Genomic DNA, 12673 nt, shown 5'->3' with positions numbered 1-12673 from the left:
GCGCGGGTGGCACGAAACCCGCCCTGCCGCCAAGGCGCCGTGGCTGAACCGGCATGAGCGGCTTTCTTTTCGCCTTCCTTGCCTGCCTGCTCGCCAGCCTTGGCGCGCGCGACCAGTTGCTGGTGGCGCAGATGTCTGCCCGGCAGGGTGCGCGGCCGGGGCTGCTTATCGTCGCGCTTGCCGTCACCGCGCTGACCTGTGCCGCCGCCGCCTGGCTGGCGACGACGCTTTCGGGGCAGGTGCCGGGCAGCGGCGCGAAGATGATCTTCGCCGGAATTGCGCTGGTGCTTGCCGGTGGCGAGGCGCTGCTGCTGGGGGCCAAGCGCCCGCCAGAGGAGCCGACGCAGTCGCTGTTCGCCGCAGGGCTTGTCATCGCTGCGCAGCAGGTGACCGACGCCGTGCGCTTCATGGTCCTTGCCCTCGCCCTGCTCAGCGCCGCGCCGGTAACCGCGGCCCTGGGTGCCATTGCCAGCGGCGCGGTGGCGCTGGCCACGGCATGGACCGCGCCCGAAATCGCAGGCCATCCGCTGATGCCCCGGTTGCGGCGGATCGCCGGTGCCTTCCTGCTGCTCGCCGGATTGCTGCTTGCCTGGCGCGGATTGCCTTGATCGTTTAATTTGATCAAACTTTCCATTCTTATCAGTTTAACCGATTGAACGATTTGCGGCATGATCCCTTTATTGCCCAGCGAAAGGGAACCGGACCATGACTGACCACAATGCCAATGCCCGACGCGCGCTTGTCGACAGCCTCAACCACCTGCTGGCTGACAGCTTTGCGCTCTACATCAAGACGAAGAATTTCCACTGGCACGTCAAGGGCCCGCAGTTCCGCGACCTGCACCTGCTGTTTGACGAGCAGGCGGCGGAAATCTTCGCCCTGACCGACCTGATCGCCGAACGCGTGCGCAAGAACGGCGGCGCCACGCTGACCTCGATCGGCGCCATCGCCGCGCGTTCGTCCATCGCCGATCAGGACGCCGCCGACCTTGATGCCGAAGCCATGGTGCGTGAACTGGTGGCCGATAACCGCGCCTTCATCGCCCGGCTGCGCGAGGTGAAGGAAGCCGCCGGCAATGCGGGGGACAATGCCACCGACGGCATCGTCGATGACTGGACCGACCAGGCCGAGCAGCGGGTATGGTTCCTCTCCAGCGTGATCGGTTAGGCGCGACAGGGCGGCGCAAAGGGGCTAGACCCATGCCATGCCCATCGAAGTGATCGACAACGCCAGCGACCGCGCCATTGCCGACTGGATCGCCGACCGCCTGCTGATCGCGCTGCAGCGGGCGGGCTCGGAAGGGGTGGCTATCACCCTGCCGGGCGGATCCACCCCCTTTCCGATCCTTGCCGAACTGACGCATCACGCCATCGACTGGCGCCGCGTCTGCGTCTGGCCGGGGGATGACCGCATCGTGCCCGAGGACCATGCCGCATCGAATGTCGGCCGCATCCGGGCGCTGCTGGAACCGCTGGGCGCGCGGATCGTGCCACTGGCGGAAGGCGCGGTGCCGCCGCGTTTCGCGCTCGCCTGGCTGGGCATGGGCAACGATGGCCACGTCGCCTCGCTGTTCCCCAATACCGATCCACAGGCGGACGATCCGCTGCCGCTGCGCCGCATCACGCCCGATCCCCTGCCGCCCGAAGCCCCGTTCGACCGGCTGACGCTGACCATTCCGGCGCTCGCCGACTGCGACGCGCTGTTCTTCGTCATTCGCGGCGCGGAAAAGCGCGCACTGTTCGAGGCGGCGGCACTGGGCGCCAATGACCTGCCGGTGGCGCGGCTGCTGAAGGTGGTGCACGCGCCCGTCACATGCTTTACCTGATACCCCGCCCCGTCCACATCGTTGCGCTGCGCACGGTCCACTTCATCCGCCTGCGCTGGTGGCGATGGAGCGGCGCGCGGGTGACAGGCTGCCGGGTGGTGGTTCTGGACGACACGGACCGGGTGCTGCTGATCCGCCATTCCTATGGCTCGCGCGGCTGGATGCTGCCTGGCGGAGGTCTGAAGCGCGGCGAAGATGCCCGCGCCGCCGCCGCGCGTGAAGTGATGGAAGAGGCGGGCCTGCAACTGTCCGGCATGGTCGAGGTGGGCTTCGTCAGCGATGTCCTGCATGGCGCATGTCACGAGGTCCGCATCGTTGCCGGCTGGACGCAAGACAGCCCCCGGCCCGATGGCCGCGAGGTGATCGAGGCGTGCTTTTTCGCGCTTGACCGCCTGCCGCAGGCTATGTCCCCCAAGCTGGTCGGCGCGTTGCCGGGCTATGTCACAGCAGCGAAAGCTGCGCGGCCTCTCGCGGGCTGACCGGGCCGGCCGGGCCATCGCCCTCCAGCGATGACAGGGTCAGCCCCAGCAGGCGGACCGGCTGCGGCAGGGGCAGTAGCTCGTCCAACAGGGCATGACCGATGGCCGCGAATTCGGCGCGCCCGTTGACCACCTGCGCCAGCGAGCGGGCGTGCGTTTTCAGGGTGAAGTCGGAATAGCGCAGCTTGAGCGTTATCGTGCGGCCTTTGGCCCCCAACCGCTCGATATCGCCCCAGACAATGGCGACGATCCGGTCGAGTGCCTCGTGCATGGCGGGGCCGGTGGAGATGTCGTGATCGTAGGTCCGCTCCGCCCCGACCGACTTGCGCGGACGGTCGGCGCTCACCCGGCGCAGGTCGATCCCCCGGGCGACGCGGTAGAGGTATTCCGCCTGGCTGCCGAAGTGCTGGCGCAGGAAGTGCAGGTCCTTCGCCGCAATATCCGCGCCGGTGTGGATGCCCAGCCGCTCCATCTTTTCCGCGCCCTTGGGGCCGATGCCGTGGAAGCGCCGCACCGGCAGCTGCGCAACGAAACGCGCGCCCTCGCCCGGGCGGATCAGGCACAGGCCATCGGGCTTGTTCTGGTCGCTGGCGATCTTGGCGAGGAACTTGTTGTAGGAAACCCCGGCGCTGGCAGTCAGCCCGGTTTCGGCCTTGATCCGGGCCCGGATCAGTTCGGCGATGCGCGTGGCGGAGCCGATGCCCTTGAGGTCTTCGGTGACGTCGAGATAGGCCTCGTCGAGCGAAAGCGGCTCCACGTGCGGGGTATATTCGCGGAATATCGCGCGGATCTGGCGCGACACCTCGCGGTACACGGCAAAGCGCGGCCGCACGAAAACCAGCTCCGCGCACAGCCGCCTGGCCTTGGCCGAGGCCATCGCCGAGCGCACGCCGAAGCGCCGCGCCTCATAGCTTGCCGCCGCAACCACCCCGCGCAGGCCATCGCCGCCCACGGCCACCGGCCGGCCGCGCAGCGCGGGATCGTCGCGCTGCTCGACCGAGGCGTAGAAGGCATCCATGTCGACATGGATGATCTTGCGCAGCCCCATCGGCTCGCGCACCTCATCCGGGTCGGTCGTTTCCATGGCGCCCATGCTATTCGATTTCTGCCACACTGTGCGAAATATTCGCCGTCGGGGGTGGCACTTGGCTGGGCAAACGTTCATTGACGGGGCCATGTCGCCCACTCCTCCCCCGGCGCCGCTGGCCATCGGCGAACGCGAACTGGTGTTCATGCTGGCCCTGCTGCAAGCGCTTCATGCCTTTGCCGTCGATGCCATGCTGCCCGCGCTGGGCGTGATCTCCAGCGAGCTCAACGTTGCCGATCCCAACAAGCGGCAGCTGATCATCGGCGTGTTCCTGATCGGGCTGGGGCTGGGCTCGCTGTTTCCCGGTTCGCTGGCGGACCGTTTCGGCCGCAAGACCGTGCTGCTGACCTGCGTGGCCGGCTATGTCGTGCTGTCGCTGGCATCGGCACTGGTCAACGATATCGATGCGCTGATCGCCATGCGCTTCGTGCTCGGCCTGATGAGCGCCGGGCTTTCCGTCGTGCCGCCGGCAATCATCCGCGACCGTTTCGAGGGCGATCGCATGGCGCGGCTGCAATCGCTGATTTCGGTGATTTTCCTTGTCGTGCCGATGCTGGCGCCCACGGTCGGCCAGGGGATCATGCTGGCCATCGGCTGGCGCTGGATCTTCGGCGCGATGGGCCTGCTGGGGCTGCTGATGATGGTGTGGGTCTGGGCGCGGCTGCCCGAAACGCTGCACCCCGAATACCGCCAGCCGATCGATCCGAAGATCATCGCCGCCAACATGCGCGAGGCGGTGATGACGCGCTCCGCCATCGGCTATGTGCTGGGCAGCGCCTTCATGCTGGGCGTCGGCTGGGGCTATATCCAGTCGAGCCAGCAGCTGGTGGCCGAACATTTCGGCGCAGGAGCGCTGTTCCCGGTGATCTTCGGCGGCATGGCCCTGGCCATGGCCTGCGCCAACTTCACCAATTCGCGCATTGTCGAACGCTTCGGCGCGCGGCGCGTCTCGCACACCGCGCTGCTGGCCTACCTGGTGGTGGGCAGCCTGCAGCTGTGGATGGCAAGCAGCGGACACCAGACGCTCTGGCAGTTCGTCATCGCCCAGTCGCTGACCATGATGCTGATGGGCTTTGTCGGCGCGAACTTCAGCTCGATCGCGCTTCAGCCCTTCGCCCGGATTGCCGGGGCGGCAAGCTCGGTCCAGGCCTTCATCCGGCTGGCGCTGGCATCGCTGATCGGCTGGGCCGTGGGCCAGTCCTACGACCAGACCGCGCTGCCCTTTTCGCAGGCGCTGGTGATCTCGGGCCTGATGGCGCTGGCGCTGGTGCTGTTCAGCGAGCGCGGTCGCCTGTTCCGCCGGCTCAACCCGCCGGGTTCGAAGGGCCCACATCCCGTCTGAATCGTTTTGCCACAACAGGTTGCTACTTGCCCGCCCCGGTGGCATGGTCAGCGTATAAACGCTGAAGGCCGCGCCACTGGACAGCGCCGCAAGGGGGAAGATCGATGCTGCACTATTTCACCCAGACCCTGCCTCACTTCCTGGCCTATTTCGGCTCGGCCGTGGCGCTGGCAGCGGCTTTCCTGGCGCTCTATTCGTTCTGCACGCCGCACCGCGAATTCGCCCTGATCCGCGATGGCAATTCGGCTGCCGCCACGCAGCTGACCGGCACCTTCCTGGGCTTTGCCGTGCCCATGGCCATCGTCATCGGCCATTCGGTCTCCATCCCCGACATGCTGCTGTGGGGTGCGGTGGCCGCGCTGGTGCAGCTGGCGGTCTTCGTTATCGTGGCGCGCTTCCTGTTCAAGGCGATCTCGCAGCGCATTGCCGAAGGTTGCACCGCATCGGGCATCTTCGTGGGCGGCATGGGGCTTGGCGTAGGCGTGCTGCAGGCCGCCTGCATGGTGCCCTGACCGGCCCTGACGAAGGATAGAGCCCATGAAGAAACAACTCGTCCTCACCTCGGCCATGGCGGCGACGCTTTCGTCGCTTGCGGGCTGCTCGTCCGGCGATGACTGGGACGGCAACGTGATCGCCGATAACGACACCCGCGTCTGCGTGGACCAGAACGGCCAGCGCATCGAGGACTGGCGCTGCAACAACCGCAGCACCTATCGCTCGGGCCATTCGGGCGGCTGGTACTACATCGCCCGGCGCTCGCCGGTGCCCTATTACGGGGATTCGATCAGCGACAAGCGCTTTGTCGGCAGCGCCACGGCAGACCCGTTCAAGTCCTACGCCAGCGCGCCTTCGGCCACCAACCTGACCCGCTCGGCCGCGGTCTCGCGCGGGGGCTTCGGCTCAAGCTCGCGCTCGTTCGGCGGCGGCCGCTCCTGACGTGAAGCGGCTTGCGGTCCAGCCGCGCGAGAACTGGCAGGCGGCGGTCGAGGAACAGGGGCTGATCTGGCACAGCGATGCCGACGGCGCCTATTGGGACGAGAGCGCCTGCTACAGCTTCACCCTGGCGGAGATCGAGGCGATCGAGGCCGCGGCCGAGGAAGTCCAGTCGCTTTACCGCCAGGCCGGCGATAAGATCGCGGGCGATGAACGGCTGCTCTCGCTCTGCGGCATCCCCTCCGCCTACCACGATGCCGTGCGCCAGGCCTGGCAGCGGCAGGACCCCATGCTCGACTATGGCCGTTTCGATTTCGGCTACAACGGCAGCGGCCCGCCCAAGCTGTTCGAGTTCAACTGCGATACGCCCACCTCCATGCTGGAAACCGCCATCGTCCAGTGGGACTGGAAGGAAGACCGCTTTCCCCAGCGCGACCAGCTGAACAGCCTGCACGAAAAGCTCGTGGCGCGCTGGCGCACGATCCTGCCCCGCCTGCCCGGCGGACGGGCCTGGTTCACCCATGTCGACGACGAGGCGCACGAGGACACGATCACCACCACCTACATGCGCGAGATCGCCATGGAGGCCGGCTGCGAGACGCAGGGCGTGCTGATTGACCAGATCGGCATCGATGCGCAGGGGCGCATCCTCGACCAGGACGATTACCTGATCACCGCGCTGTTCAAGCTCTATCCATGGGAATGGATGGCGGTGGAGGATTTCGGCGAGAAGATCCTGCCGCGCATCACCGACACCCTGTGGATCGAACCGGTGTGGAAGATGATGTGGAGCAACAAGGCGGTGCTGGCCGTGCTGTGGGACATGTTCCCCGGCCATCCCAACCTGCTGCCCGCCACTTTCGATGCCCACAAGGCGGGCAAGGACTATGTCTCGAAGCCGGTGCTGGCGCGCGAGGGGGCGAATGTCGAAGTGGTCGCCGATGGGCGCGTCGTCGCACGCTCGCAAGGCAATTACAGCCGGGCGCGGCTGGTCTACCAGGAACGCTACCCGCTGCGCGATTTCGGCCCGGTCGGGGGCAAGGCCTATCCGGTGCTCGGTGCGTGGATCGTCGGCGGCGAGGCGGCCGGTCTGGGCATCCGCGAGGACGGGCTGATCACCGCCAACCGATCGCGCTTCATCCCCCACATCATCGAGGACTGAGCCATGAAGAAGCTGAGGGCTGCGACCGATACCTTCGTCGAACTGGCGATCATCTATGCCGTGCTGCTGCTGGTCAGCGCCGCCCTGCTCGCCCGCTTCGAAGGGCTGGACTATACCACGGCGCTATACTGGGCGGCGACCACCGCCACCTCCACCGGCTATGGCGATATCAGCCCCAAGACCGGCGCGGGGCAGTTCGTGGCGGTTGCGCTGATGCACCTGTCGATCTTCGTCGTCGCGCCGATGATCGTCGTGCGGCTGGTCGACCGCCTCAACGAGGATCGCGATGCCTTCACCCATGAAGAGCAGGTGCAGATCCTCGATAGCCTGAAGCGGATCGACGAGCGACTGGAACGGCTGGAACAGGTCCGGGGCGCAAGGCCCTAGAGATCGTCCGCCTTCATGGCGAAGATCGGCGTGTGCGGCTCGTGCGCGGCCATGCGGGTGAGCAGCAGGTCCAGTTCGTGCTCGGCAATGATGATCCCGGCATGGGCGGGACGGATGAAGCCCACCTCGATCATGTGGCGGTTGAAGGCCAGCAGCTGGTCATAGAACCCGAAGGCATTGAGCACGCCGACCGGCTTCGAATGATAGCCCAGCTGCGCCCAGGAAACGGCCTCCCACAGCTCGTCCATGGTGCCGACGCCGCCGGGAATGGTCAGGAACCCGTCGGACAGCTCGGTGAAGGCCAGCTTGCGTTCGTGCATGCCGGGCACCACGTGCAGTTCGGTGCATTCGCGGTTGGCGACCTCTGACGATACCAGCGCTTCGGGGATCACGCCGATCACCTCGCCGCCGGCCTGCAAGGCCCCCGTGGCAACCGCGCCCATCAGGCCCAGCCGGCCGCCGCCATAAACAACCCCGATGCCGCGTTCGGCAAGGCCGCGGCCAACCTCTGCGGCGAGTTCGATATAGCGCGGATCGGCGGGACTGGCAGACCCGCAATAGACGGCAAGGCGTTTCATGCCCGCTGCCTTAGCCGCGCCGCGACGGCTGCGCCAGTCCATCGGCGCGGGCGATGGGCCAGCCCTGCGGAAACGCGCGCGGGTGCAGCGATATGGCATCGCCGTGCGGTATCGGCCCGTCCGGTTCGCCACCGGGCGGCGGAAAGCTCTTTCCCTCGCTACGGTGATGGCGCAGCTGCGGCCCGCCCCACAGGGTGGCGAAAGCGCGGCGCGGGCTCGGCCAGTCGGGGTGGCCATCGGCCCCGTGCAGGACGTTGCCGTGGAACACCAGCGCATCGCCGGGCTCGACATCGAAGCGCAGGATGTCGAAACTGTCGCGATTGCCCGCCACGTCCGGCACCAGCGGCAAGTGGGCATCGCCCAGCTGGGTCGCCTCGAACTCTCCCTTGCGCTCCGACATGACCGGCGATGCGGCGACAGTGCGGGTGTTGTAGACCACGTTCCAGCGGTGCGATCCGCGCACCACCTGCAAGGTCAGGTCTCCCGGGCTGCGATCCGCACAGAGCCAGACGCGCGCCATCTGGTCTCCGCGCACGCGCAGGAAGGGCGTGTCCTGGTGCCAGGGGGTCGGCGCGATGGGGCCTGCCGCCTTGTAGAACACCTGGTCGAAGATCAGCTGGGCCGTGGGCGTGCCCATCATCCGCGCGGCAATCAGCGCGGGCAGCCCGCCCTGCAACAGCGCGGCAAGCGACGGGCTGGACTGGCTGGGGTATTGCTCGACCAGCGTCTCGCCCCGGCCTTCCGCATTGCGGACGATGGAGTGGCGATGGTCGCGCCGGTGCCAGGCTTCTTCCACCCCGGCGGCCAGCAGGTCGCGCTCCGCCGTGTCCAGCACCCCGCGCAGCACGACCGCGCCATCGCGCGCGAAGGCGGCAATCTGCTCGTCGGTTATCGGCACCGTGCGGTTCATTCGCACTTTCTTAGCCAAAGCTTGCGAAGGCGCAACGATCGGGCATGATGAACACGATGCAGAGCCTCCTTCCCAACCGCCGGAGCGCGGTTCTCTCGCTGGTCATGGCGCTGGCCATCGGTGCCGTGCTGCTTGCCATGGGGCGGGTGCCGATCTGCCAGTGCGGCACGGTGAAACTGTGGCACGGGCTGGTCCAGTCTGCCGAGAACAGCCAGCACATCGCCGACTGGTATTCGTTCAGCCACGTGATCCATGGCCTGCTGTTCTATTTCTTCGCACACCTGCTGTGGCGGCGCTGGCGATGGTTCGGCGGCAGGCCGGCGATCTGGGCGCTGCCGATCGCCGTTGCCTTCGAAGGCTTCTGGGAGCTGCTGGAAAACTCGCCCGTGATCATCGACCGCTATCGCGCCGTGACCATGAGCTATGGCTATGCCGGCGACAGCGTGGTCAATTCGCTGTCCGACATCGGCTTCATGGTGCTGGGCTTTCTTGTCGCCAGTCGCCTGCCGGCTTGGGCGAGCGTGGCGCTGGCACTGGCCTTCGAGCTGTTTACCCTGGCGATGATCCGCGACAACCTTACCCTCAACGTGCTAATGCTCGTCTGGCCGGTCGATGCGATCCGCGTCTGGCAGGCAGGATGAAGACAGGGAACCCGATGAGCGGCGACGACGAAGACTATGTATATGACGAGGACAGCGGCGAATGGCTGCCCGCCTCGGCACTGGCCGCAAAGCGGGCCGCGGAAAGCGCGGTTGAAGTGCGCGATGCCGTGGGCAACCTGCTGGCCGACGGGAATTCGGTGACGCTGGTCAAGGATCTTACCGTCAAGGGCGCGGGCCAGACGCTGAAGCAGGGCACCGTCATCCCCTCGATCCGCCTGACCGGCGATGCGCAGGAAATCGACTGCAGGTATCCCGGCATCAAGGGGCTTGTCCTGCGGGCAGAGTTCGTCCGCAAACGCTAGGAGACCACGCGATGGCAGAGCCTTACAAGACCACCTCCGTCTGGACGTCCGACCGCCTGCCCGCAGGCATCCGTTCGGCCCATTCGACCAAGGCGGGAACCTGGGGCCTGCTGAACGTGCTGGAAGGGGAAGTCCTGCTCGTCTTCGAGGACGGATCGGGCAACGTGCGGGTGACGCCGGGCAATCCCGGCCTCATCCCGCCGGAAGTGCTGCACCATGTCGAGCCCGCCGCGGGGGCGAAGATGCAGGTGGAATTCTACCACGAGAACCCGCTGGCCTGAGCGCCGCCCCCGGCGGAGTCAGGGCTTGCCGACCAGCCGGTTCCACACCAGCGCGAAGACCAGCCCGAACAGGTATCCCACGCTGAAGGTCAGCGCGACGAGCCCTGCCGCCGTGCCTGCGGCGAAGGGGGCCATGCCATATTCCAGCTGGATGAAATGCAGGCCCAGCACGAAGTCCATGATCGGCTTCGCCCAGCCCAGCGCCACCAGCATGGCCCAGGCGAAATGGAACAGGCCGAGCACCACGCCCACCGATGTTGCTGCCCTGAATGGATTGATATGCCGCATCAGTACCCTCCTTCTCGGACCGGCGACGGGCAGAGTTTAGCGCACCTTGCCGCGCGCGCCACGATTTTCGGCAAGCCGCAGTGCCGGTTGCCTTTTCGTGCGGGAATGCGCATCACATGGCCATGCGTCTTCGCGCCCCCGTCGTCTATCGCAGCCAGGGCCTGAAGCGGGCCGACCGCTTCCATCCCCTGCGCCGCCGCGCCACGCTCGATCCGTGGCAGTCGCTGGGCCTGCGCGTGATGCTGGTGCTGGCGCTGATGGGCATGGCACTCGCCGTCCACTGGTTCGACCGCGACGGCCTGAAGGACAATATCGACGGCCACATCAGCTTCATCGACGCCATCTATTTCACCACGATCACCATCACCACGGTGGGCTATGGCGATATCGTGCCGATCAGCGACCAGGCCAAGCTGTTCGAATCCTTCGTCGTCACGCCGATCCGGGTCTTCGTCTGGCTGATCTTCTTGGGCACGGCCTACGATTTCGTCTTCCGCAATTCGATCGACAGGATACGCACCGCCATGATCCGCAACTCCCTGAAAGACCATACGATCATCTGCGGCTATGGCGCGGGCGGAAGCTTCGCCGCGCGTGAACTGGTGGCAGGCGGGGTCCGTCCCGAACAGATCGTGGTCGTCGATCCCGATCCGGCCCGCATTGCCGCCGCGACCGCCGAAGGCTTCAGCGCGATCGAGGGCGACGCCACGCAGAATTCGGTGCTGAAGGCAGCGCGCATCGAAACCGCCTGCGCCGTGCTGGTTTCCACCAGCCGCGACGATGCGACCGCGCTGGTCGTCCTTTCCGCACGCCAGCTCCATCCCGACGTGCAGATCAGCGCCACGGCCCGGCTTGAGGAAAACGAGGACCTGCTCGCCCAGGCCGGGGCCAATATCGTGCTCAACCCGGTCCGCATGGGCGGCCACATGCTCGCCCGCGCCGCCGCAGACCGGCACGCGGTGGACACGCTCGCCGACCTTGCCTCCGCCGATGCCGGCCTGCTGCTCCACGAGCGCCGTGCCAGCGCCAGCGAGGTCGGCAAACCGCTCGACGCGATCACCACCGGCCGCGCGATCAAGCTGGTCCGCGGCGAAGAAACGCTGGGCTTCTGGCAGAACCCGGTAATCGCCGAGGGCGACCGCATCGTCGAGGTTATCCGGACGAGCTGACTTTCCGCCCGGCGCCGATTGCCGGATCAGTAACAGGTCGCCTGCGAAGTCACCTTGCGGCCCTTGTGGATCGCGCGAAAACCGACTGCGCCCGACATGCAGCTGAGGACACCGCCGGCACGCAGGGATCGCACGCCGCCGGACCGGGGCTCGTAGAATTCGTACGAAACCACGACCCCGCTCGAGACCGTCAGCGATTCCGCGCCGAACATGGTGAAGAGGTTTTTCTTCTTTACGGTCGTCGCCCCGCTTGCATCGATGGAAAGCACCAGCGTCGCTGGCCTCGGGCCGAACTGGCGCAATTGCTTTTCGGCAGCTTCCAGCACGGTCAGCCCTTCCTCGCTGCCGGGCCATGACAGGTCGGCGCGGAACCGGGCAAATTCATCCGCCAGTTCCTTTCGCAATTGTTCCGCGCCGCTATCTTCGGCGCACCGGGCAGCGGTTGGCAAAGCGGAAAGTTCGCGTTCGAGCATCTGCATTGCCGCGGCAAAGGTCCGGGCCCCGCCGGATGCTGCGGATGGTGCCAGCGGTTTGCGCCGCTTGGCAATTTCACCGCGAATGGCCGAAACCAGCATCCCGTCCCTGATCCTCAGCGAATGCCCGCCATAGGTGAAATCCTGCTTGAACAGGTCAAGCAGCGGGGTAGCCGCGTTGAGAACCGATGTGGCGGAGCCCAGCGATCCGGTGATCGACTTGTCGATGGCCTCTGACTGGAGCGCCGGCTTGCAGGCCTTCGTGCCGGCCGCAACGATGCTGGCATAGCGCATCTTGAACCCGTCAAGGTCCTCGCGCAGCTGGAGCATGTCGTTAAGCTTCGGCAGGCTTTCCAGGTTGGGCAGCACGTCCCAGCCGGCACCACCGACATAGTCGCTCGATGCCGTCTCGTCCTTGGGCAGGGGCAGGACAACGAAGGTCAGGTTGGTGTAATCGGTGCCGATCTCGTCAACGATACGCTTCGCGGCATTCTTTACGGCAAGGCCCGAAAGCAGCTTTGCCTCGATCTTGCCCGCCTCCGCCTCGACGGTCGTCTCGCCCTTCATGTCGGCGCCCAACGGGGTTCGCGCATTGTCTTGCGCGGAAAGTCCGGCGGGGCTGGCGACTAGCAGTGCTGCGCCGATTGCCCCGCTCAGGAGCCGGTACCTTCCCCGATTGCTGCCCATCGATAATGCCTTTCAGAACCGCGACGCCGTTCTGCAGCTATTCGATGGCCAGCAATCGAATTCAATGATCCAGATCAGCTATCGCCGGGACGGACCGGGGCAAGACGC

At 66.4% G+C, this 12673-nt stretch carries 18 protein-coding genes; 13 read left to right on the top strand and 5 right to left on the bottom strand.

Annotated features, from left to right (window positions below):
* The first annotated feature begins 53 nt into the window (after positions 1 to 53).
* From C0V78_RS12350 to C0V78_RS12335, 4 genes are all read left to right on the top strand, one after another.
* The gene (locus tag C0V78_RS12350; protein WP_101797986.1) at positions 54 to 608 is read left to right on the top strand and encodes a hypothetical protein; all 555 of its coding nucleotides are present in this window, start codon (positions 54 to 56) and stop codon (positions 606 to 608) included.
* A 97-nt stretch (positions 609 to 705) separates the two neighbouring features.
* Positions 706 to 1167: a Dps family protein gene (locus C0V78_RS12345; RefSeq protein WP_101797985.1), complete on the top strand. Its 462-nt coding sequence runs from the start codon at positions 706 to 708 to the stop codon at positions 1165 to 1167.
* A 37-nt stretch (positions 1168 to 1204) separates the two neighbouring features.
* Positions 1205 to 1825, top strand: a complete 621-nt coding sequence (locus C0V78_RS12340) for a 6-phosphogluconolactonase (RefSeq protein WP_101797984.1) — start codon at positions 1205 to 1207, stop codon at positions 1823 to 1825.
* On the top strand, positions 1813 to 2304 hold the full coding sequence (locus tag C0V78_RS12335) for an NUDIX domain-containing protein (protein WP_101797983.1): 492 nt from the start codon (positions 1813 to 1815) through the stop codon (positions 2302 to 2304). Before C0V78_RS12340 ends, C0V78_RS12335 begins: the two co-directional genes overlap by 13 nt.
* Here C0V78_RS12335 and dinB read toward each other — a convergent pair.
* Positions 2267 to 3397, bottom strand: a complete 1131-nt coding sequence (gene dinB / locus C0V78_RS12330) for a DNA polymerase IV (RefSeq protein WP_371514439.1) — start codon at positions 3395 to 3397, stop codon at positions 2267 to 2269. The two genes, C0V78_RS12335 and dinB, sit on opposite strands and share 38 nt — an antisense overlap.
* 82 nt (positions 3398 to 3479) lie before the next feature.
* Between dinB and C0V78_RS12325 the strand changes: the two genes are divergently transcribed.
* The 5 genes from C0V78_RS12325 to C0V78_RS12305 all read left to right on the top strand — a co-directional run bounded on the left by C0V78_RS12325 (position 3480) and on the right by C0V78_RS12305 (position 7215).
* A complete protein-coding gene (locus C0V78_RS12325; RefSeq protein WP_101797982.1) occupies positions 3480 to 4733 on the top strand; it encodes a multidrug effflux MFS transporter in 1254 nt (417 codons plus the stop codon).
* Between the two features lie 104 nt (positions 4734 to 4837).
* Positions 4838 to 5245, top strand: coding sequence for a DUF350 domain-containing protein (locus C0V78_RS12320; protein WP_101797981.1), 408 nt, complete (start codon positions 4838 to 4840; stop codon positions 5243 to 5245).
* A 25-nt stretch (positions 5246 to 5270) separates the two neighbouring features.
* Positions 5271 to 5669: a hypothetical protein gene (locus C0V78_RS12315; protein ID WP_101797980.1), complete on the top strand. Its 399-nt coding sequence runs from the start codon at positions 5271 to 5273 to the stop codon at positions 5667 to 5669.
* Between the two features lies 1 nt (position 5670).
* The gene (locus tag C0V78_RS12310) at positions 5671 to 6828 is read left to right on the top strand and encodes a glutathionylspermidine synthase family protein (RefSeq protein WP_101797979.1); all 1158 of its coding nucleotides are present in this window, start codon (positions 5671 to 5673) and stop codon (positions 6826 to 6828) included.
* A gap of 3 nt (positions 6829 to 6831) precedes the next feature.
* Positions 6832 to 7215, top strand: a complete 384-nt coding sequence (locus C0V78_RS12305; protein WP_101797978.1) for a potassium channel family protein — start codon at positions 6832 to 6834, stop codon at positions 7213 to 7215.
* Here the strand turns inward: C0V78_RS12305 and C0V78_RS12300 are convergent.
* Together C0V78_RS12300 and C0V78_RS12295 are read right to left on the bottom strand one after the other, a co-directional pair.
* On the bottom strand, positions 7212 to 7793 hold the full coding sequence (locus C0V78_RS12300; RefSeq protein WP_101798358.1) for a TIGR00730 family Rossman fold protein: 582 nt from the start codon (positions 7791 to 7793) through the stop codon (positions 7212 to 7214). The genes C0V78_RS12305 and C0V78_RS12300 overlap by 4 nt on opposite strands.
* 10 nt (positions 7794 to 7803) lie before the next feature.
* On the bottom strand, positions 7804 to 8703 hold the full coding sequence (locus C0V78_RS12295; RefSeq protein ID WP_101797977.1) for a phytanoyl-CoA dioxygenase family protein: 900 nt from the start codon (positions 8701 to 8703) through the stop codon (positions 7804 to 7806).
* A 56-nt stretch (positions 8704 to 8759) separates the two neighbouring features.
* On the opposite strand from C0V78_RS12295, the gene C0V78_RS12290 reads away from it, so the two are divergent.
* Genes C0V78_RS12290 through C0V78_RS12280 form a run of 3 tightly spaced genes read left to right on the top strand, consistent with a single transcriptional unit; the run spans position 8760 to position 9948 of the window.
* On the top strand, positions 8760 to 9344 hold the full coding sequence (locus C0V78_RS12290) for a DUF2585 domain-containing protein (RefSeq protein ID WP_254049911.1): 585 nt from the start codon (positions 8760 to 8762) through the stop codon (positions 9342 to 9344).
* 14 nt (positions 9345 to 9358) lie between these two features.
* The gene (locus C0V78_RS12285) at positions 9359 to 9667 is read left to right on the top strand and encodes an alkylphosphonate utilization protein (protein WP_101798357.1); all 309 of its coding nucleotides are present in this window, start codon (positions 9359 to 9361) and stop codon (positions 9665 to 9667) included.
* Between the two features lie 11 nt (positions 9668 to 9678).
* A complete protein-coding gene (locus tag C0V78_RS12280; protein ID WP_101797975.1) occupies positions 9679 to 9948 on the top strand; it encodes a DUF1971 domain-containing protein in 270 nt (89 codons plus the stop codon).
* Between the two features lie 18 nt (positions 9949 to 9966).
* Here the strand turns inward: C0V78_RS12280 and C0V78_RS12275 are convergent, their stop codons facing one another.
* Entirely contained in the window at positions 9967 to 10236 is a 270-nt protein-coding gene (locus C0V78_RS12275; protein WP_144039893.1) for a hypothetical protein, read from the bottom strand.
* A 116-nt stretch (positions 10237 to 10352) separates the two neighbouring features.
* Here C0V78_RS12275 and C0V78_RS12270 point away from each other — a divergent pair, with 116 nt between their 5' ends.
* Positions 10353 to 11405: a TrkA family potassium uptake protein gene (locus tag C0V78_RS12270; RefSeq protein ID WP_254049910.1), complete on the top strand. Its 1053-nt coding sequence runs from the start codon at positions 10353 to 10355 to the stop codon at positions 11403 to 11405.
* 26 nt (positions 11406 to 11431) lie between these two features.
* Here C0V78_RS12270 and C0V78_RS12265 read toward each other — a convergent pair whose 3' ends face one another.
* The gene (locus C0V78_RS12265; protein ID WP_144039892.1) at positions 11432 to 12445 is read right to left on the bottom strand and encodes a hypothetical protein; all 1014 of its coding nucleotides are present in this window, start codon (positions 12443 to 12445) and stop codon (positions 11432 to 11434) included.
* Positions 12446 to 12673 lie beyond the last annotated feature (228 nt).

The organism is Novosphingobium sp. TH158 (assembly GCF_002855555.1).
Classification (GTDB): Bacteria; Pseudomonadota; Alphaproteobacteria; order Sphingomonadales; family Sphingomonadaceae; genus Novosphingobium.
Note: the sequence above shows the minus strand (reverse complement) of the source record. Positions and strands in the feature narration are given on the sequence as shown.

Excerpts from the sequence above, each read along its gene's own strand:
- C0V78_RS12350 (WP_101797986.1), top strand. The coding sequence starts at position 54 with ATGAGCGGCTTTCTTTTCGCCTTCCTTGCCTGCCTGCTCGCCAGCCTT.
- C0V78_RS12345 (WP_101797985.1), top strand. The coding sequence starts at position 706 with ATGACTGACCACAATGCCAATGCCCGACGCGCGCTTGTCGACAGCCTC.
- C0V78_RS12340 (WP_101797984.1), top strand. The coding sequence starts at position 1,205 with ATGCCCATCGAAGTGATCGACAACGCCAGCGACCGCGCCATTGCCGAC.
- C0V78_RS12335 (WP_101797983.1), top strand. The coding sequence starts at position 1,813 with ATGCTTTACCTGATACCCCGCCCCGTCCACATCGTTGCGCTGCGCACG.
- dinB (WP_371514439.1), bottom strand. The coding sequence starts at position 3,397 with ATGGGCGCCATGGAAACGACCGACCCGGATGAGGTGCGCGAGCCGATG.
- C0V78_RS12325 (WP_101797982.1), top strand. The coding sequence starts at position 3,480 with ATGTCGCCCACTCCTCCCCCGGCGCCGCTGGCCATCGGCGAACGCGAA.
- C0V78_RS12320 (WP_101797981.1), top strand. The coding sequence starts at position 4,838 with ATGCTGCACTATTTCACCCAGACCCTGCCTCACTTCCTGGCCTATTTC.
- C0V78_RS12315 (WP_101797980.1), top strand. The coding sequence starts at position 5,271 with ATGAAGAAACAACTCGTCCTCACCTCGGCCATGGCGGCGACGCTTTCG.
- C0V78_RS12305 (WP_101797978.1), top strand. The coding sequence starts at position 6,832 with ATGAAGAAGCTGAGGGCTGCGACCGATACCTTCGTCGAACTGGCGATC.
- C0V78_RS12300 (WP_101798358.1), bottom strand. The coding sequence starts at position 7,793 with ATGAAACGCCTTGCCGTCTATTGCGGGTCTGCCAGTCCCGCCGATCCG.
- C0V78_RS12295 (WP_101797977.1), bottom strand. The coding sequence starts at position 8,703 with ATGAACCGCACGGTGCCGATAACCGACGAGCAGATTGCCGCCTTCGCG.
- C0V78_RS12290 (WP_254049911.1), top strand. The coding sequence starts at position 8,760 with ATGCAGAGCCTCCTTCCCAACCGCCGGAGCGCGGTTCTCTCGCTGGTC.
- C0V78_RS12285 (WP_101798357.1), top strand. The coding sequence starts at position 9,359 with ATGAGCGGCGACGACGAAGACTATGTATATGACGAGGACAGCGGCGAA.
- C0V78_RS12280 (WP_101797975.1), top strand. The coding sequence starts at position 9,679 with ATGGCAGAGCCTTACAAGACCACCTCCGTCTGGACGTCCGACCGCCTG.
- C0V78_RS12275 (WP_144039893.1), bottom strand. The coding sequence starts at position 10,236 with ATGCGGCATATCAATCCATTCAGGGCAGCAACATCGGTGGGCGTGGTG.
- C0V78_RS12270 (WP_254049910.1), top strand. The coding sequence starts at position 10,353 with ATGGCCATGCGTCTTCGCGCCCCCGTCGTCTATCGCAGCCAGGGCCTG.
- C0V78_RS12265 (WP_144039892.1), bottom strand. The coding sequence starts at position 12,445 with ATGAAGGGCGAGACGACCGTCGAGGCGGAGGCGGGCAAGATCGAGGCA.